Source organism: Marinobacter sp. ELB17 (genome assembly GCF_000169375.1).
Classification (GTDB): Bacteria; Pseudomonadota; Gammaproteobacteria; order Pseudomonadales; family Oleiphilaceae; genus Marinobacter.
Genome location: NZ_AAXY01000022.1, coordinates 52,297 through 70,874 on the forward strand (window position 1 = coordinate 52,297; position 18,578 = coordinate 70,874).

15 protein-coding genes and 1 pseudogene are annotated in these 18,578 nt (G+C 55.2%); 9 read left to right on the forward strand and 7 right to left on the reverse strand.

All coding sequences use genetic code 11. The annotated features are described in order from the left end of the window. Nucleotides 1–2: 2 nt before the first annotated feature. The 3 genes from bhcB to bhcD all read left to right on the forward strand — a co-directional run bounded on the left by bhcB (nucleotide 3) and on the right by bhcD (nucleotide 3,226). Complete coding sequence (bhcB, locus tag MELB17_RS17915; protein WP_007351740.1) at nucleotides 3–965, forward strand: beta-hydroxyaspartate dehydratase BhcB; 963 nt, start codon at nucleotides 3–5, stop codon at nucleotides 963–965. A 26-nt stretch (nucleotides 966–991) separates the two neighbouring features. Beyond that, nucleotides 992–2,155, forward strand: coding sequence for a 3-hydroxy-D-aspartate aldolase BhcC (gene bhcC, locus MELB17_RS17920; RefSeq protein ID WP_007351741.1), 1,164 nt, complete (start codon nucleotides 992–994; stop codon nucleotides 2,153–2,155). A 66-nt stretch (nucleotides 2,156–2,221) separates the two neighbouring features. Then, nucleotides 2,222–3,226, forward strand: a complete 1,005-nt coding sequence (bhcD, locus tag MELB17_RS17925) for an iminosuccinate reductase BhcD (protein ID WP_007351742.1) — start codon at nucleotides 2,222–2,224, stop codon at nucleotides 3,224–3,226. A gap of 12 nt (nucleotides 3,227–3,238) precedes the next feature. Here the strand turns inward: bhcD and MELB17_RS17930 are convergent, their stop codons facing one another. Continuing rightward, complete coding sequence (locus tag MELB17_RS17930; protein ID WP_007351743.1) at nucleotides 3,239–3,544, reverse strand: hypothetical protein; 306 nt, start codon at nucleotides 3,542–3,544, stop codon at nucleotides 3,239–3,241. 191 nt (nucleotides 3,545–3,735) lie between these two features. On the opposite strand from MELB17_RS17930, the gene MELB17_RS17935 reads away from it, so the two are divergent. Continuing rightward, nucleotides 3,736–4,590: a LysR substrate-binding domain-containing protein gene (locus MELB17_RS17935; RefSeq protein ID WP_198136517.1), complete on the forward strand. Its 855-nt coding sequence runs from the start codon at nucleotides 3,736–3,738 to the stop codon at nucleotides 4,588–4,590. A 35-nt stretch (nucleotides 4,591–4,625) separates the two neighbouring features. On the opposite strand, the gene eutC is transcribed toward MELB17_RS17935, so the two are convergent. The 5 genes from eutC to MELB17_RS17960 all read right to left on the reverse strand — a co-directional run bounded on the left by eutC (nucleotide 4,626) and on the right by MELB17_RS17960 (nucleotide 11,201). Then, nucleotides 4,626–5,441: an ethanolamine ammonia-lyase subunit EutC gene (eutC, locus tag MELB17_RS17940; RefSeq protein WP_036185429.1), complete on the reverse strand. Its 816-nt coding sequence runs from the start codon at nucleotides 5,439–5,441 to the stop codon at nucleotides 4,626–4,628. Nucleotides 5,442–5,452: 11 nt separating this feature from the next. Further along, entirely contained in the window at nucleotides 5,453–6,847 is a 1,395-nt protein-coding gene (locus tag MELB17_RS17945; RefSeq protein ID WP_007351746.1) for an ethanolamine ammonia-lyase subunit EutB, read from the reverse strand. A 193-nt stretch (nucleotides 6,848–7,040) separates the two neighbouring features. Continuing rightward, a complete protein-coding gene (locus tag MELB17_RS17950; RefSeq protein WP_007351747.1) occupies nucleotides 7,041–8,504 on the reverse strand; it encodes a glycerol kinase in 1,464 nt (487 codons plus the stop codon). Continuing rightward, nucleotides 8,501–9,808: an FAD-dependent oxidoreductase gene (locus tag MELB17_RS17955; protein ID WP_007351748.1), complete on the reverse strand. Its 1,308-nt coding sequence runs from the start codon at nucleotides 9,806–9,808 to the stop codon at nucleotides 8,501–8,503. The genes MELB17_RS17950 and MELB17_RS17955 overlap by 4 nt, the downstream gene beginning before the upstream one ends. Next, nucleotides 9,792–11,201, reverse strand: coding sequence for an NAD(P)/FAD-dependent oxidoreductase (locus MELB17_RS17960; RefSeq protein ID WP_007351749.1), 1,410 nt, complete (start codon nucleotides 11,199–11,201; stop codon nucleotides 9,792–9,794). The genes MELB17_RS17955 and MELB17_RS17960 overlap by 17 nt, the downstream gene beginning before the upstream one ends. A 186-nt stretch (nucleotides 11,202–11,387) precedes the next feature. Here MELB17_RS17960 and MELB17_RS17965 point away from each other — a divergent pair, with 186 nt between their 5' ends. From MELB17_RS17965 to dctP, 4 genes are all read left to right on the forward strand, one after another. Further along, nucleotides 11,388–12,143, forward strand: coding sequence for a DeoR/GlpR family DNA-binding transcription regulator (locus tag MELB17_RS17965; protein ID WP_007351750.1), 756 nt, complete (start codon nucleotides 11,388–11,390; stop codon nucleotides 12,141–12,143). A gap of 39 nt (nucleotides 12,144–12,182) precedes the next feature. After that, complete coding sequence (locus MELB17_RS17970) at nucleotides 12,183–12,710, forward strand: TRAP transporter small permease subunit (protein WP_007351751.1); 528 nt, start codon at nucleotides 12,183–12,185, stop codon at nucleotides 12,708–12,710. Next, a complete protein-coding gene (locus MELB17_RS17975; protein WP_007351752.1) occupies nucleotides 12,707–14,029 on the forward strand; it encodes a TRAP transporter large permease in 1,323 nt (440 codons plus the stop codon). The genes MELB17_RS17970 and MELB17_RS17975 overlap by 4 nt, the downstream gene beginning before the upstream one ends. A 63-nt stretch (nucleotides 14,030–14,092) precedes the next feature. Continuing rightward, nucleotides 14,093–15,205: a TRAP transporter substrate-binding protein DctP gene (dctP, locus tag MELB17_RS17980; protein WP_007351753.1), complete on the forward strand. Its 1,113-nt coding sequence runs from the start codon at nucleotides 14,093–14,095 to the stop codon at nucleotides 15,203–15,205. 203 nt (nucleotides 15,206–15,408) lie between these two features. Here dctP and MELB17_RS24005 read toward each other — a convergent pair whose 3' ends face one another. Further along, nucleotides 15,409–15,894, reverse strand: a complete 486-nt coding sequence (locus tag MELB17_RS24005) for a methyl-accepting chemotaxis protein (RefSeq protein WP_227498959.1) — start codon at nucleotides 15,892–15,894, stop codon at nucleotides 15,409–15,411. 491 nt (nucleotides 15,895–16,385) lie between these two features. Between MELB17_RS24005 and MELB17_RS17990 the strand changes: the two are divergent. Next, nucleotides 16,386–18,463, forward strand: a pseudogene (locus MELB17_RS17990) (EAL domain-containing protein). Nucleotides 18,464–18,578 lie beyond the last annotated feature (115 nt).

Sequence of the window (18,578 nt, forward strand, 5' to 3'; positions counted from 1 at the left end):
CCATGAGTGATCACAGGAACCAGATACCCACATTTGACGATGTTTTGTCCGCCCACGAACGGATCAAACCCTACATCCACAAAACGCCAATTCTGACATCCCGTTATCTGAACGAGCTGACCGGGGCCGAACTCTTCTTTAAGTGTGAGAACTTTCAAAAGGCCGGGGCTTTCAAAGTGCGCGGCGCCTGCAACGCCGTCTTTGGGTTGAGTGAAGAGAAGGCGGCCCTTGGCGTCGCCACCCACTCTTCCGGCAATCATGCTCTGTCGCTGTCTTATGCGGCTGGCCGGCGAGGTATCCCGGTAACAGTCGTCATGCCTCATACCGCACCCCAGGCCAAAAAAGATGCGGTACGCGGCTACGGCGGCAAAATCATCGAGTGCGAGCCCTCCACCAGCTCCCGTGAAGCCGTCTTTGCCGATTTAATGGCCGCGTCTGGTGCTGATTTTGTCCACCCTTATAACGACCCCAGGGTCATCGCAGGGCAGGCAACCTGCTCACTGGAATTGCTGGATCAGGTCCCCGACCTGGACATGGTGATCGCGCCGATCGGTGGCGGCGGCATGGTTTCCGGTACTTGCCTGACCCTTTCGAACCTGGCACCGGAGGTGACAATTTATGCGGCTGAGCCACTCAATGCCGACGACGCCGCCCGCTCCCTCAAGGCCGGTTACATCATTGCCGATGATGCGCCCAATACTGTAGCAGACGGTTTGAAAGTGCCACTGAAGGAGCTGACCTGGCATTTTGTGAGCCACTTCGTCTCAGACATTTTTACGGCGACCGAGGAGGAGATCATCGACGCCATGAAGCTGACCTGGAAACGAATGAAGATTGTTATTGAGCCCAGCTGTGCAGTACCCCTGGCGGTCATCCTGAAAAACCCCGAGATCTTCCGGGGTAAACGGGTGGGCGTGATCATCACCGGCGGCAATGTGGATATGGATACACTTCCCTGGACCTGAAACAGACATTGATTAGGAGCCCTACCATGACAACGTTTATTCACCCTGAAGAACTGGAAGTTGGTTACAACATTCCTGCCGCCATCGGCATGGACGAAAGCGAGATTCAAACCCCATGTCTGATCCTCGATCTAGACGCACTGGAGCGCAACATCAAGAAAATGGGCGATTACGCCAAGGCGCACGGCATGCGCCACCGGGTGCACGGCAAGATGCACAAGTCCGTTGATGTGGCACGACTCCAAGAAGACCTCGGGGGCGCCATTGGGGTCTGTTGCCAAAAACCCTCTGAAGCCGAAGTGTTCGCCCGTGCGGGCATCAAAGACGTGCTGGTCTCCAACCAGGTGCGTGATCCACTAAAAATTGATCGCCTCGCCCAGCTGCCAAAATACGGCGGGCGCATTATTGTGTGCGTCGACGACGTTGATAACGTTTCAGATTTATCAATGGCGTGCCAGAAGCATAGTACCGAACTGCACTGCTTCGTCGAAATTGACTGCGGTGCGGGCCGCTGCGGGGTGAACTCCACTGAGGATGTGGTCACCATCGCCCGGGCCATAGATGCCGCACCCAACCTCACGTTCACCGGAATCCAAGCGTACCAAGGCGCCATGCAGCACGTAGCGTCTTACGACGAACGCCAGGCAAAACTGGATATCGCCATTGTCATGGTACAAGACGCAGTAGGTGGTTTGACGGCAGCAGGCCTGAAACCAGAACTTGTCTCTGGCGGTGGCACCGGCTCTTACTATTTCGAGAGCAATTCAGACGTTTACAACGAACTGCAATGTGGTTCTTACGCCTTCATGGACGCCGACTATGGCCGCATTCTGGACAAAGACGGCAAGCGCATCGATCAAGGCGAATGGGAGAACGCACTTTTCATCCTGACCAGCGTTATGAGTCACACCAAAGCCAATAAAGCGATCTGCGATGCGGGTCTCAAAGCTCAATCTGTGGACAGTGGCCTGCCTTTTATCTTTGGCCGCGACGACGTCGAATACGTCAAGTGCTCAGACGAGCATGGCGTCATCAGTGACCCCCGGGGTGTACTCAAGATAAACGAAAAACTCAAACTGGTACCCGGGCACTGCGACCCGACTTGCAACGTCCACGATTGGTACGTCGGCGTTCGCAACGGCAAGGTCGAAACGCTCTGGCCCGTCAGCGCCCGCGGCAAGATGTTCTGATTCAGCCTGCGCAAGCCCTCCGGACGCGATTCGGAGGGCTTGCTAAAATGATAAAGGAGACTAACGATGGAAACTCCGTCTGAAGCATTAATTCAACCGCATCAGATTTTGATCATAAGCGAAGACACCTGCCAGAAAGTGATTGGCCGCCCTGAAGCCTTTCAGGCCGTTGAGTCGGTTTTCTCATCCATGGCTAAGGGGAGCGCCCACAATTTCCCCGTGGTGCGGGAAGCGATCGGACATGCCGGCGCACTTTATGGCTTCAAATCTGGTTTTGACCGCGAAGGATTGGTCCTGGGTGTAAAAGCGGGCGGCTACTGGCCCAGCAACGTCGTTAAGGGGCTGACCAATCATCAATCAACCGTGGCGCTGTTCGACCCGAATACCGGACAACTCAAAGCTCTGGTAGGTGGCAATTATCTGACTGCCATTCGCACCGCCGCATCGTCCGCTGTCTCGATTGCCCATCTAGCTCGAAAGAATGCCAAAGTGTTGGGCATGATCGGTGCAGGCTTTCAGTCGACCTTTCAACTACGCGCCGCGATAGAGCAGCGCGACTTCGAGAAAGTAGTGGCTTGGAATACCCACCCTGAGCACCTGACCCGGCTCGCTGACGTATGCAGGGAACATGACCTACCCTTCGAAGCCGTTTCCTTACAAGCTCTGGGGGCTCAGTCGGATGTTATCATTACCATCACCTCCGCCTCAGAACCTTTGCTGCAGGCCGGCTGGATAAAACCCGGCACACACCTCGCTTGCATGGGTACGGATACCAAGGGAAAGCAAGAAATTGATCACCGGCTTTTGGCGCAAGCAACAGTTTTCACCGACGAAATCGACCAGTCGATCAGTATCGGTGAAGCCCAGCATGCTGTGGCCGCACGAGTCTTACGCGCCGAGCAAATCACGCCCATTGGAGAGGTCATTAATGGCTCACACCAGGGCCGTCAATCAGAGCAGGAGATCACCTTATTTGACGGCACCGGTGTAGGACTTCAAGACTTGGCAGTTGCCTCAGCAGCCGCGAGTATTGCCGAGGCACGTGGGCTTGTTCAGCGAGTCACACTGTAGAGTGAGTTTGCCTCAAGCGCATTGAGCAACACCGCGGGGGCGTTTGCCAGCCTTCATAAAGCGTAAGCTCTCGTTGTCGTGTTCGAGCCCAGAGGCTTGCCGGTTCTGTTCCAGAAAAGCCATGGCATCGGTCCGAAGCGGCAGCTTGAGTGCAACATTGATTTCCCAGCGTTTATAACCCAGGTCCGTCAGTGTGCCGTCTTTCTCGGCCAACAGCGTCAGCGCCATGCGTCGGAACTGTTGACGCCGGGAATAGCTACCCACCAAGGTAGCGGTGTGCATTTTGATTGTCTGATCATTCTTGTGGGAGCCTAGCATCGCTGTTCCTCCTTGTGTGAGTGTTTAACCCAAATGAATGGTTGAGGTCTGCAAACGCGCCTACCTCATTGCCTTGAGCCAGTATAATGGCGGCTTGTCTGCATTCAATCAAACGAAAAGAATTTAACTCTGCCTTCAGATATACTTAAGTCAGATGCCCATGCTTTTTTAGGAGATGTGATCAGGTGACGATGCCGCTGCTCGATAATGAGGTGCTCAGAACATTTGTCGCGATTGCAGAGTGTGGAACGTTTACCGCTGCGGCAAAAGTCGTCCACCGAACGCCTTCGGCGTTGAGCATGCAAATCAAGCAACTTGAAAAAATCCTGGGCAAAAGTCTGTTTGTTCGCGAGCCGCGTCAGGTTCGGTTGACCAACGACGGTGAGGTATTACTGGCATACAGCCGTCGGTTATTGCGACTCAACCAGGAAGCGGTAGAGCATTTCATCGCACCCGCGCTGGAGGGCAAGGTAGGTTTTGGTACCTCAGATGATGTTGGTACTCGAATTCTACCCGAGGTACTCGCCCAGTTTGCGCGTTCCTATCCGGCTGTGTTGGTGGATGTTGTTGTCGGTTCAAGCAAGCAGAATCTGACAAAGCTGGATGCGGGAGAGCTCGATATGGTGCTGGTGACTGTGTCAGAACGCGTTAGGGGCATTCGTGGCGAGGTTGTGCATGAGGAACCACTGGTTTGGGCAGGCAAGGAGGGTTCGTCTGCGCATCTGAACAGGCCCCTGCCGATTGCGGTGGCCCACGAGGGATGCGCATGGCGCCAGATGACATTACTCGCCCTGGAAAACGCCGGCACGCCATACCGGATCGCCTACACCTGCGAGCACTGCTCTGGCCAGGAAGCTGCGATGCTTGCAGACCTTGCCGTTGCGCCTTTCCCCCTGAGCCTTGTGCGGTTACCGCTCAAACAGATTGTCAGCGACGACCTGCCAGAGATAGGCCGTTATCAGCTAGCACTCGTACGCAGAGGCTCCAATCCCCTCAATAACGCTTTGGCTGCCCACGTGAAAAGTGCCTTTCAGAACTTGCAATGATTTTGCCGGGTCAATAACCAGACGTTCACTAACACTCAACCGAGTAGAAAGTTTCCGCTCTTGCCGGCACCTGCCAATAGTGGTTCTTCAGCGTCATCCTTTAAGTTAACCCCCGACAGCTGACGGCGGCAGGCCTCGCGCATCAAATAAAACAGACGATGACAGGCCATCGGATAGCTCAAACCTTCCAAGCGAATATTAGAGATGCAGTTGCGGTAGGCGTCGGTCAGGCCGACCTTGGGTGCGTAGGTAAAGTACAACCCCAGGCTGTCTGGTGAGCTCAGACCCGGTCGCTCACCAATCAGGACAACCACCATACGCGCGCCGAGCCGCTCAGCCACTTCGTCGGCCACGGCTACCCGGCCCTGGCTGACAAGGGCGACGGGCGATAAGTTCCAGCCTTCAGCCAGGGCCTGTTCTTCAATGTGCTTCAGCATGGGCATGGCATTGCGATGCACTGCCAGGGCGGAGAGGCCATCGGCCACGACAATCGCCAGGTCGTAACCCGCTGGGTTGTCCGCACGATGCTGATTCAGTAACTGAGCAGATTCATCATCCAAACGGCGCCCCAGGTCTGGACGCTGCAGGTAGCTGTGGCGGTCACTGGCGGCGCTGTGTAGCAACAGACTATCGCGCCCGTGCTCGGCAAGTTGAGCGCTAAGCCCAGCGTGATCGAAGGGCAGGTGCACAGCATCACGGGCCTGAGCATGGGCGTACTGGAACTCCAGTTGCGCGGCTGTGGGCATGCTGGTGCCGGCGCGACCCAAAGCAATCCGTGCCGACGTGAGGTTGCGCAGTTGCCGCCAGGGGCTCTGGTTCCTGTTCTGGTTATCAGTGGTCGGTTTATCCATGGCGTGCTCGCTCATTTCAATTGCGCTAGAGCCTGACGGAAAGCCGGTGGCAGGCTGTTACCAAAGTGCACTTTTCCATCAGCTTGGGTAAAAATACCCATTTTTGCCAGCCATTCTTCGAATTCTGGCGCAGGTTTCAGCCCCAAGGTCTGGCGTGCATAAAGGGCGTCGTGGAAGGACGTCGTCTGGTAGTTGAGCATGATGTCATCAGAGCCGGGAATGCCCATGATGAAGTTGATTCCTGCTACGCCTAACAGAGTCAGCAGAGTGTCCATATCATCCTGATCGGCCTCGGCATGGTTGGTGTAGCAAATATCGCAACCCATAGGTACACCCAGCAATTTTCCGCAGAAGTGGTCTTCAAGGCCTGCGCGGATGATCTGCTTACCGTTGTAAAGGTATTCCGGGCCGATGAAGCCGACCACAGTGTTGACTAAAAACGGGTTGAAATGCCTGGCAACAGCATAAGCTCGGGCTTCGCAGGTCTGCTGGTCCAGACCGTGGTGGGCGTTGGCCGATAACGCACTGCCCTGGCCAGTTTCGAAGTACATGAGGTTTCGCCCAAGCGTGCCGCGGTTTAATGACAGCCCCGCCTCGTAACCTTCCTGCAAAATGTTCAGACTCACGCCAAAGCTTGCGTTTGCGGCCTCGGTGCCAGCAATCGACTGAAACACAAGATCCAATGGCACGCCGCGGTTGATCACTTCGATGGAGGTGGTGACGTGAGCCAGCACGCAGGCCTGGGTGGGAATTTCGTAGCGCTGAATCACCGCATTGAGCATTTCCAGCATGGCGCAGATTGAAGAGGTGCTGTCAGTGGCCGGGTTGATCCCTATCATCGCATCGCCGTTACCATAAAGCAGACCGTCAAGAATGCTCGCCGCAATCCCTGCCGGATCGTCGGTGGGATGATTGGGCTGCAAGCGTGTCGAGAGCCGACCGCGCAGGCCAAGCGTACTGCGAAACCGGGTCACTACGCGGATTTTCTGCGCTACCAGGATTAGGTCTTGCACGCGCATGATCTTCGATACAGCAGCGGCCATCTCCGGCGTCAGGCCCGGAGCCAGGGCACGCAGACTTTGCTCATCAGCGGCTTCGCTAAGTAGCCAGTCGCGAAAGCCTCCCACTGTCATGTGGCTGACAGCGAAAAACGCGGCTTTGTCATGGGTATCGATGATAAGTCGGGTAACTTCATCGGTTTCATAGGGGACCAATGCTTCGTGCAAAAAGCGCTTCAGCTCAATGTCTGCCAGGGCCATTTGTGCCGCAACTCGTTCGCCATCGTTTACTGCCGCAACACCCGCCAGAAAATCTCCAGAGCGAGCTGGACTGGCCTTGGCCATAACCTCTTTAAGGTCGTCGAAGCGGTAAGTCATGGCACCGACAGTATGGGAAAAACTAGCCATATCAGCCTCTGTTGCAAATAGGAAGGGGCGCTGATTGGTGGTTACGCATCAGAATGCCACCTTCTTTAACTGATTTTCCAGGCGGTTGCCGATCTCAGGGGCTTGCCCCTGAGTACGCTTATCCGACAAACCGGTGAGCAGTTCCCTAACCCTTTCGACTTTCCCATGAACCGATCCTGGAGGCAAGAGTAGGTCATTTCGAAATTGTCGAGGTGGGTTTCCGGGCCGACCCTGCGAAAGCTGTAGTAGCAGTGCGGGCCGCAGTGAACAATTCCTGAAGCGAAGCGCAAGACTCGCCCGGGGTGATAACTTGCTGACGAGCCACGTAGCCTGAATCTATTCCGGTGGCCTCAGCTGCCAGGGTTGCAGTGCCTATGGCGGTCAGCTCTGGCTCAGACGATAACGACAGTTCCCGCTGCAGCACATTCGATAAAAACTGCACGAAAAAAACATTCTCGGTCATCCGGCCATCAAGTGAAATTCTTCCGTTGACGGGTTGGTTGCGCTCAAGGGCCAAAAACACTTCCGCAGTGCGAAAAGCAACACCCTCCAGAACTGCCTGCACCATATCAGTCGCCGTTGTATGCAGCGACAGCCCCATCCAGCTCCCCCTGGCGCTTCTATCCCAATGTGGACAGGCGAGACCAGAAAGAGCAGGCACGAACACCAGCCCTTTGGAGGCTGCCGAACTTGTATATGTGACCGCCAGCTCCGAGAAATCCTTGAACAGCCCCAAACCGCGGCACCAGTTCAGCGCCGAGGCTGCCGAATACACACCGCCCTCCAACGCAAAGACTGGCGGCTCTCCGGATTTCTGCCAGCCAACGGTCTGCGTTGCTTCGTTGCTGAGCTGGCGACCGTCAAAATGGTTGATTCCGAGCAGAAAAGCACCTGTCCCAAAGGTCATTTTGAGGTCGCCAGGACGACGACAGCCGTGGCCATAAAGGGATGCCTGCTGATCGACCAGGCTTGCGGTGAGAGTCACCCGCTTTGCGCCACACCGAATCAGGCCCAGATCGCCAGAGCTCGGGCCGATGACCGGTAGCGCGTCTAGAGGCACGCCAAACAGACGGCACAACTCCGGGTCCCAGTTCAGGGTCTCGAGATTCATCAGCGCAGTTCTTGATGCGGTAGTTACGTCTGTTTCGAAGCGCCCGGTCAGCCGATCCCGAAAAAAAGCATCTGTCGTGCCCATCCGCAAGTGGCCGCGTTCGTGCAAACGCCGAACTTCCGGTAGCTCGGCAAGCATCCAGCCCAGTTTTGATGCTGAAAAATAGGCATCGAGCGGCAAGCCACTTTTCTGCCGCACCATCGCCTCGGCGCCTTGCCGTTTAAGCGCTTCGATTGCCGACTCGGTGCGAGCGTCTTGCCAGACAATGACCGGGGTGACTGCTTCCCCGGTTCTGGCATCCCAGGCAAGACAGCTCTCACCCTGGTTGTCCAGCCCCAAGGCGGCGAGATCACCGCATTCTCCGGCAGCGGCGCAGCAATCCTCTAATATCGCCATGAGTTCCCGCGGATCGTGCTCAACCCACCCTGGCTTTGGATAGAACTGCCGGTGTTCGCGGCTCAGAAGCAGTCTGGACTGGCCATCGCTTCCGAGCGCAATCGCACGGGTACTCGTCGTGCCCTGATCAATGGCGACGATTGTGGTCATCTGTCACTCTCGACCAGTTCGAACGTCGCTGTACCCGTAGGTGAACGTGGCAGTACAGTCAGCGGCACCCGGATTCGGCGCTCCGGCACCGCGGAAAGTGACTTGACTGTCTTGCGGGCTCCATCGATGGAGAGACACAAACGACCCTGTGCCTTGTGAGAGACGCGGAACTGAAAACTGTCCAGCGCGGGCGGCACATCGGTTGGAACTATTCGCTGCGGCACCACGTATTTGAGCGACCCGCCCGCCAGCTCAACCGCGATGCCTGTGGTTAGGCCAGGCAGCTTACCCTCCAGACTTTGGGCAATCGCATGGCCTACGGCTTTGCCTTCCTGCCAGCTCCAGCCTGCCGTTTCGACCGGCCGAAGCAGATTGCCTGCCGCAAAAAAATCAGGGTCGGAGCAGCGTCCAAACTGATCGACCACCGGGCCGCCGGTTTGACGGTCAAGCTCGATATGACTACTGAGCAGAATCGCTGATTCCGGCCGGAAATGGCCGCTGACGATCACACCGTCCGCGTTGAGTCGCTCGATATCGCCGTTAGGCCTGCGAATTGTGACTCCGCTAACGGTGCTTTCACCCTCGATGGTGAGCAATTCAGTCTTTAACAGTAGCGGAATACCGAGGATCCTGGGCAACCACCTTGCCGGCCAGAAAGCCGTCGTTGAAGCGCCCGGCTCAATCATGGCGACGGGCCGAATCCCAAGATGCCTGCAGGTCAGCAAGGCTGAAAAGGAGACCAGTTCCGTGCCAAGGACGACGGGTGCATGGAACGGGGTGATGCCCTCAAGATGAACCAGGCCCTGCAGGGCGCCGGTAGAAACGACGCCGCCGGGTTTGGTACCACCAATGAAGCGGGCTGCTCTGGATGTTTCACGGGCGCCGGTCGCTATCAGAACGCGCTGCGCATGAACAACCCTGACGCCCGCATCGCTGGTCACCGTCAACACCGGGCCGCTGGTTAACGACTGAATGCTAACGCCGGTGTGAATTCTGACGCCGGCCGCCAAAGCCGCCGCAACCAGCCGCCGAGCATAGGCCGGCCCACGCAGCAGCCGGGAAAACTCTCGCAGCCCATAGGGATAGTGATCGCAGTGCCGCGGAATACCCCCGGCGACAGGCTCTCTGTCGAGCACTACAACCGACTGCACGCCGCAACGCCTGAGTTCGGTCGCAGCGGCCAGGCCGGCAGGTCCGGCGCCAATGATCACCACATCTGCCTTGTTTTCTGGCCCATACATTCCAGAAAGCCCGTCGGCGCACGCCGGCCCGTGTGCGGCCAGCTGTTCAGTTGATCCCGGCATGAGACCTCACTGTGCTGCCTGCAGCATCGAAGTACGGCTGGGTCATCTTTGCAAGCTCGGCTGAACAGTAGAACCCCTGACACCGGCCCATTGTTGCCCGTGTCCTGCGCTTGAGCCCGCCGATCGAGCGCACCGCAAGCGGTCCCTCAAGCGCCTCGGTGATTTCGCGCCGAGTGACCAGTTCACAATGGCAGACGATGCCCTTGTTTCCCTCACACTGCCAGTCACGTGGGTAGTTCTCGGCAATATTACTGACCCTAGGCCACTGGATAGTTGCCGGTGGCTGAAACGCTTCACCCGATTCGAGATACCGCTGGTAAATAAGTTTTGCAGTGCCAAGCGCTGAGCTCAGCCCGGTAGACCGTATGCCTCCAACAGTGATGTAGTTGAGTCCTTCATGCGCATGTATCTGATAATCCTTGAACTCGGTGGCCGGGCGCAGCCCCGCATACACGGCTGTAACATCATGGTCGGCCAATGCCGGAAGGATTTCTTCGCCGCGCTGCCGCAACGCGGTCATTGCTGTTTCCGACAGGGCCGCATTGACGCGATCGTCCTGAGCCTCTGCCGTAGGGCCAACAAGCAGGTTGCCGTAGGCAGTCCTGCAGATCACCACGCCTTTTGTGACGTCATTCGGCACCGGCAGAAGAATATGCTTTACCAATGCCGATGCAGGCTTGTCATAGACAATGAACTGACCTTTTCTTGGCTTGATGGAGAACCGAGTGCTGCCCGTCAGTTTCTGATCAATAATATCGCCGTACAGGCCGGCGGCATTGATAACCGTCGTGGCTGAGATCTGTCCCTGAACCGTGTCGAGTTTCCAGCGAACACCGTCGAAGCGACCGCCTTTCACCTCACAATTCCGTTTAATAACAGCCCCATTAGCCAGACCCTGCAATAGGTAGCCGTAGGGCGCAGACCAAGGATCTATGACGTACTCACGAGGGACTGTAAAACTCGCCTTGACGTGTTCTGCAAGTTCCGGCTCGAGTTCATGGGTTTGCCCAGCGCTCAGGAACTGAACGTCTTCCACGCCGTTTTCGCGTGCGCGTTCCATTAACATTGGCAGGCGCTGTTCCTCACCCTCTGTCCAGGCAATGACAAGAGCTCCTGATTTGATCAGTGGCAAGCCCAGGCGTTCGTGGATTTTGAGGTATTCAGCATGGCCAGCTGCAATGCATGAGGCCTCTATGGAGCCGGGTGGTGCATCAAATCCGGTGTGCAGGATTGCGCTATTGGCCTTGGAGGCGCCATCGAGTATGTCGGGGGCTTTCTCGATGACGACCACGCGCGCGCCCTCGAGAGTGAACTGCCTGGCGATCGCACAACCAATGACACCCGCGCCGATGACAGCAATATCAAACTGAGAATTCCGGTGATCAGCGCTCATTGCACCTCCAGTTTTCAATCCGTAACGACATCTCTTTGCACTATGATGGAACTTATTGCACGTTTGTGGTCATTCAGTCAACTTTATGCCCGTATAATGACCACTTTATCGGTTATACGTTACTATTTTGTTGACATGAATGTTTATCAGTGTATTTACTAACGACGTACTAGGGGAATTAATTCTTTGAAGCCAAGACAGCGACAGCAAATCATCCAGGAATTGATCATTGCTCGGGGCGAGGCGAGTGTCGATAAGCTCGCAGAGCATTTTGGCGTTTCGGCCGAAACAATACGCAGGGATCTTGGGGTTTTGGACACATTGGGTGTCATCAAAAAGATTCACGGCGGCGCAGCGCGGGTCAGATTGCACTCTGAGAAGAGTTTTCACGAACGCATGTCTGAGCGCACCACCGAAAAACGTGTAATCGCGGAAAAAGTAGCCAAACTGATTGAACCGAACGAGACCGTGTTTCTGGATACCGGGTCAAGCACTCTGATCTGCGCCGAGGTGCTAGGTGCGATCGAAGGTCTTACCGTTATCACTAATTCGGTGATGATTGCTCAAACGAGTGGCGCGAGCTCAAGAGGTGCTAAAACCTTTCTGCTTGGAGGCTGCTTCGGAGCCGACAACTCAGAGACGGTCGGCCCTCTGGTTATAGAGCAGATACAACGTTTTCAAGCGGATACCGCCGTCATTACCGTCGCGGCTTTTGACGCCGAAATGGGTGCCATGGACTCTGATTTTGATGAGGCCCAGGTTGCAAGAGCAATGATCAGCCGCGCAAGACGCACCATCGTGCTGGCGGATTCCAGCAAACTCGGGCGAATAGCGGCATTTAATGTCGCGAAAACCGAGGACATCGACATACTTGTCAGTGGCAGTAACGTCGGGACCGGCTTCGCTGCAGCCATAAAGACAAAGGGGATTGAGTTCCGGTGACCGGAATTCCAACTGGCGCTGCATTGCAAGGAGGATGAAATGGGTAGTCATTGGCTGTTAAACGCAGTCCGGTTTCACGTTCGGGTTGTCGATCGCGTTTCAGATTTCATCGGGCTTATCGCGATGTATCTCATTTTTGCCATGGTCGCCATCTTGCTACTTGATGCTGTCACCCGCAACGTCATCGAAATTCCACTTCACTGGTGCATAGAAGCGGCGCAATTCACGCTGGCTGCCTACTACTTCATGGGCGGCGCGATGACGTTGAAAAACAACGATCACGTTCGGATGGACTTGTTCTACGACGGGCTCTCAGCCAAAGGCAAGGCAAAGCTCGACCTGGTTACCATCACATGCCTCATCTTTTACCTTGGCGTTCTTCTCTTTGGTTCAATGTCCAGTCTCGAATACGCCATAGATACCAACGAAACCCGCTTCTCTATGTGGAATCCTTCAATGATTCCAATTAAGGCCCTGATGGTTGGTTGCATCGTGCTGATGTTGCTGCAGAGCGTCTCGCTCATCTTCAAACACGTCGCCACGATTTGGGAGTTCGAACTTAAATGAGCTATGAGCTGATTGCACTCCTGATGTTCGCTTCCATGATGGTGTTGCTCATGACCGGGCAGCGCGTATTCGCCGCAATCGGCTTCGTAGCAGCAGCCGCAGGTTTGTTGCTCTATGGTGACGGTGCCATTGAAATGCCGTTCACCGCAGCCTTCAAGCTTTTTAACTGGTTCCCGATGCTGACATTGCCACTGTTCATTTACATGGGCTACGTTATGTCGGAATCAGGTATCGCTGAAGACCTGTACCGGATGCTTCACGTCTGGTGTGGGCGGATGCCCGGCGGCCTGGCGATTGGAACGATCTTCCTCATGGTGATTATTTCGGCCATGAACGGTCTCTCTGTTGCGGGTATGGCCATCGGTGCAACCATTGCGCTACCGGAGATGCTGCGCAGAGGCTACGACAAAATTCTGATTACCGGCGTGGTTCAGGGCGGATCGTCTCTCGGCATATTGGTTCCACCGAGCGTTGTGATGGTGCTGTACGGCATGATCGCAAGAGAACCGGTGAGCCAACTATGGCTTGCCGGCGTCATCCCGGGCCTGATGATGGCCACCATGTTTGTGATCTATGTTGTTGTTCGCTGCAAGATCAATCCCGCTCTCGCACCGACGGTTTCTGACGAAGAGCTCGACATGCCCCTGCGTGAAAAGCTCGCCCTGCTCCGCGCCGGTATCATTCCATTCTTGATCTTTTTCTCAATGACCGGGCTGTTCGTACTTGGCTATATCAGCCTGGTAGAAAGCTCGGCGGTAGGAGCGACTGCGGCAACTCTAGCGGCCGCCTTCAAGCGCAGGCTCAGCTTCAAGGTCATTCATGAAATCTCGCGCAAGACGCTCGCTATTTCATGCATGTTTCTCTGGCTTATATTGGCTGCATTGGCGTTCGGGGCGATTTTCGACGGCCTCGGCGCGGTGCGTGCAATCGAGTCGCTGTTCATTACTCGCTGGGATCTGTCGCCGTGGGAAATCATTATCATGATGCAGGTCAGCTTCATCATCATGGGGATGTTTCTCGACGATACCGCCATGCTCGTGATCGTGGCACCGCTCTACATACCTTTAGTCGATTTACTTGGTTTCGATCTGATCTGGTTTGGCGTGCTGTATACGATGACCTGCCAGATCGCGTACATCACACCGCCTTTCGGCTACAACCTGTTTCTAATGAGGGCAATGGCCCCGAAAGAAATCGGTCTGCTCGACATTTATCGATCGATCTGGCCCTTTGTGGCGATGATGGTGATCACCGTCGTGATCGTGATGATTTTCCCACAGGTAGCACTGTGGTTACCGGAACTGGTGCGCGGAGGCTGATGCAGGCTGGCGCCAGGTTAAAGCAATGACCGTACTTCGACCGTTCACAGGAGTCACACGAAAATGGCTAAACCGACAGACAAATCATCAGTAGAGCAGAGCCCGTCAAACCAGAGCCCCCCGGACAAGATACTCTCATCACGCCGCAAATTTATGAAAACGGCCGGGATTGGTGGCGCCGCCATCGCAACAGGTATCGGTGCCCCTTACGTCAATGCCCAGACGAAGCCCATAAAGTGGAGATTACAGACCTATTCGGGAGCACCACTGGGCGCGCACGTCATCAAACCCCAGATAGACGCATTCAACGAAGCCGCTAATGGCGAAATGGAAATCGAGCTCTACTATGCCGACCAGCTCGTGCCAACGGCGGAGCTTTTTCGAGCCATGCAACGCGGCACGATCGATGCGGTTCAGTCTGACGACGCTACCATGGCCTCGCCCGTCGACATCTCTGTTTTCGGCGGCTATTTTCCATTCAACAGTCGCTTCAGCCTAGATATGGCAGCCATGTTCAAGTATCACGGGCTCAATGAGATCTGGGAAGAAGCCTACGGCGAGGTCGACAACGTCACATGGCTTTCTGCGGGCGCCTGGGATCCGCTGCACATCTTTACCAAGGAGCCAATAAGGTCGCTCGCCGACATGAAAGGCAAGCGCGTTTTCGGTGTACCAACAGCGGGTAGGTTCCTGTCACAGTACGGATTGATTCCGGTCACTGTGCCTTGGGATGACGTCGAAGTAGCACTGCAGACCGGCGAGCTTGATGGCGTGGCCTGGTGCGGTTTCACAGAGGCCTATGAAGTTGGCTGGGCAGACGTTTGCAACTACGCACTCACCAATTCGATAACCGGTGCCTGGTGTGGTTCTTACTTTGCCAACACTGAAAGCTGGAACAAGGTACCGCCACATCTGCAGGCGCTCTTCCGGTCCACAATCGACCAGTCACACTATTATCGCAACGTATGGTACTGGGCGGGAGAAGCAAGACTCCGTGTAGAAGGCGGAAAGCTTGAGCTCACATCACTGCCCAAAGAAGAGTGGGACAAAGTTACCGGCGACGCCGAAGTGTTCTGGGACAAAATAGCTGAAACCAGCCCGCGCGCGGGCAGAGTCGTGCAGATTTTCAAGGACTACTCGGCTCTTATGCAGAAAGCGGGCTACCCGTACCGCTAACCTGTCATTGTTTACTGTTCCGTTCCAACGGACACAAAAAAACCCCCGGGCCCTTTGGCCCCGGGGGTTTTGCCATATAGACGGCTCCGACTGCTTCATATTCAAATGCCGTCGTTGTCTGTCCCCATAGCCACTGAACAAGATTCGTTCCACTGGCGTTTCGAGGCCTTCTATCTCGTCTTATCTACATTTATTCGACGACATTACTGCTTAAACCTGACGACCAGTTCGCGCAACTCACCTGCAATTATCTCTATTTTCTGAACACTCGCCGTGGTCTGTTCACCCTGTACAAGGCTGTCTGCGGCCAGAACGGAGATTTTCCCGACCTGCTCGTTGATCTGTTCAGAAACCTGAGACTGCTCCTCAACTGCCGCCGCCATCTGAATAGCCATTTCTGCGATGTTGCCAACAGATTCCGTAATCTCGTTCAGCATCCCCTCAGCCTCCAGCATGCGCTCAAGACCTTTATTTGCGGCTATGTTTCCCTCCCCGGCGATAAGCACAGAGGCGGAGGAGCGCGAGAGTAATGTCTCTATTATGGCGTGGATTTCTCTCGTGGACTCCTGCGTCCGCCTGGCAAGATTTCGTACCTCGTCAGCGACTACCGCAAACCCTCGACCATGCTCGCCGGCCCTGGCTGCCTCAATCGCAGCGTTAAGCGCAAGCAGGTTGGTTTGATCAGCGATGGCTTATGGGCTGTTTGCTGAACATTGGAAGACACTTCCCCAATGGTTTGCGACATCTCATGAACCGCTGCTTATTTATTATCGGCATACACAATAAAACCTGCAGTGGTTTTTTGTAACCGTAACGTTCATTCCAAAACGCGGTAGCCTCAAGCCACACAACCTGATGAGGTGATATCATGGACACTCTATTTGCCCAGCGCATGTGTGCAATCCAGACATCACAAATAGACGCACTTTATGAAAAATATATTTAATATGCATTTGAACAATAGTTGTATTGTTATACATTGATCAGGTGAGCTTGAGATTGCCGAGGAAATTGTGTAGGAGCTACACGCTGAGATCATCATTTATGGACGGAATTTCTCGTTATGAGCGACATTGAATTTTCTGTGCTGGAAGCGCAGCAAGACATCCATGAGATGATCGCCCAGCAAAAACCGCTGGAGCAGACTCTGGAGGCGATCGCTAATTGGGTAAGCAACATGATGCCCGGTGCGCTGGTGTCCATCATGCGTTTTTACCCGGACACCAACAGCCTTAGCCCGATGCCCAACAGCCGGTTTTCAGCCGATTTTTCCCGGGCGATGGAGAATATCCCGGTTTCCGAGAGCATAGGAACCTGTGGCACAGCGGCTTTTACCAAATGCATGGTCATTACTGAAGACATTCAAAAAGACCCACGCTGGTACGGCTACCGTGACATTGCCGAAGCAGAGGGACTGGCGGCCTGTTGGTCCATGCCGATTTTGACCTCGAAGAAGGAGCTCCTGGGCACCTTCTGCCACTTCTACCGCACCCCGGCCACCCCGACCGCGGAAGCCCGGCGTAATCTCACCCAGAGTGCTGCCCTGGTTGCCCTGGCTATTCTCCGCCACCGCGATACTGAAGACCTTCTGAGTCTCTCCGAGCGGCACCAAGCCCTGTTCGACAACAACCCGTATGGCGTATTCACCTTTGATATGGACGGCCACTTCCAGAGCTGTAACGCAGCGCTGGAGCGCGTCACCGGTTATACGGCAGATCACTTACAGGGCCTTCACTTTAATCTCTTTGTTGAACTCGGTTATCGCGCACTAACCCAAGCGGCATTTGACAGGGCCCGAAACGGTGAGGTCATTACCTACGAAACCATGGGCACGCACGCATCCGGCCACCCCTCCTCTCTAGAAGTCACTAACTTCCCGGTTACCATCAAGGAACAGATTGTTGGCGTATACGGTATCTGCCGGGACATCACCGATCGCAAAGAGCAGGAAGCCCAGATTATCTACCAGGCAACCCACGACCTGCTGACCGGTTTGCCTAACGAGGCCTCGTTTAAAGAGAAACTGCATGACGCTCTGGCGGCAGATGGTGAGCGTGGATCGTTGGTCGCCATGTGTCTGGGCCTGGACGGATTCAAGCCCATTAATAAAGAACTGGGGCACCCTGTGGGCGACCAGATACTCATGACCATTGCCCAGCGTCTAAAAGGGCTGGTTGAGCCTGAGGTGATCGTTGCCCGGTTAGACGGGGACGAATTTTGTCTGCTGATACCCAACTACACTTGCCGAAATGAGGTCACCCAACTGGTTGATCGCGTATTGGCAAACCTTGCCCAGCCAATCGATGTGGATGGTCAGATGGTCCACATCAGCGCCAGTATCGGAATTGCGAGTAACCGCACGCCTCTGGACGCGCCTCATGAACTGCTTCAGTTTGCCGGCCTGGCCCTAGAGCAAGCCAAGCGGCAGGGCAGAAACACCTCGCAATGGTACAGCAGCCATAAAACCGAGCGCAGTCGAAACAGCGTGAGCCTGAGGCATGATCTTCACACCGGGCTGATGGAAAACCAGTTTGAAATCTATTACCAGCCCTTGGTGGACGCCGTCACCGGGCGCATACGCAGTGTGGAAGCTTTGGTGAGGTGGCATCACCCTACCCGCGGGATGATGATCTCCCCAGGTGAGTTCATTCCACTGGCCGAACAAACTGGCCAGATCGTGCCCCTGGGCCTTTGGATTCTCAGGCAAGCCTGCACAGAAATGGCGGATTTCAATGCTAACCGGGAACGGGCACTGCGAGTTGCCGTCAACATATCATCCCTGCAGTTTGTCCGTGACGGCTTTCTGGACGATGTCCGCCGCGTGCTCAAAGAGACCGGCATATCGCCTCAGCTGTTGGAACTGGAAGTGACCGAAAGCGTCTTGCTGGACGGAACAGCGCCCGTTATCGAACTGATGGAAACTCTGGCGTGCTCTTGGTTCTGGATGATTTCGGGACGGGCTATTCCAGCCTGAGTTATCTGCGGGACCTGCCCGTTCACAAAGTGAAACTTGACCGCTGCTTTGTGGAGAAAACCGCAAAAGATCACCGAATTGCCGCCATCGTTCAGGGCGTAATTACCATGGCTCACCACATGGACATGACAGTGGTGGCGGAAGGAATCGAAACCCTGGAGCAGCAGCAAGACCTGGCCCGAAGACACTGCGATATATTACAGGGGTATCTGTTTGCCCGACCGATGCCTCTGGCCGAGTTGAAGCAACTGCCTGACCTCTTGCCGGTGGATTCCGCAATATAAAGAAAGGGAACAGCATCGATTAGGTAACTAGCTCGGAAGCCTAAAATGACCGCCTATAGACTTCAGTAACGTTTCAAATTCTATCTCGGGTAACGGCTTGGAAAATAAGTAGCCT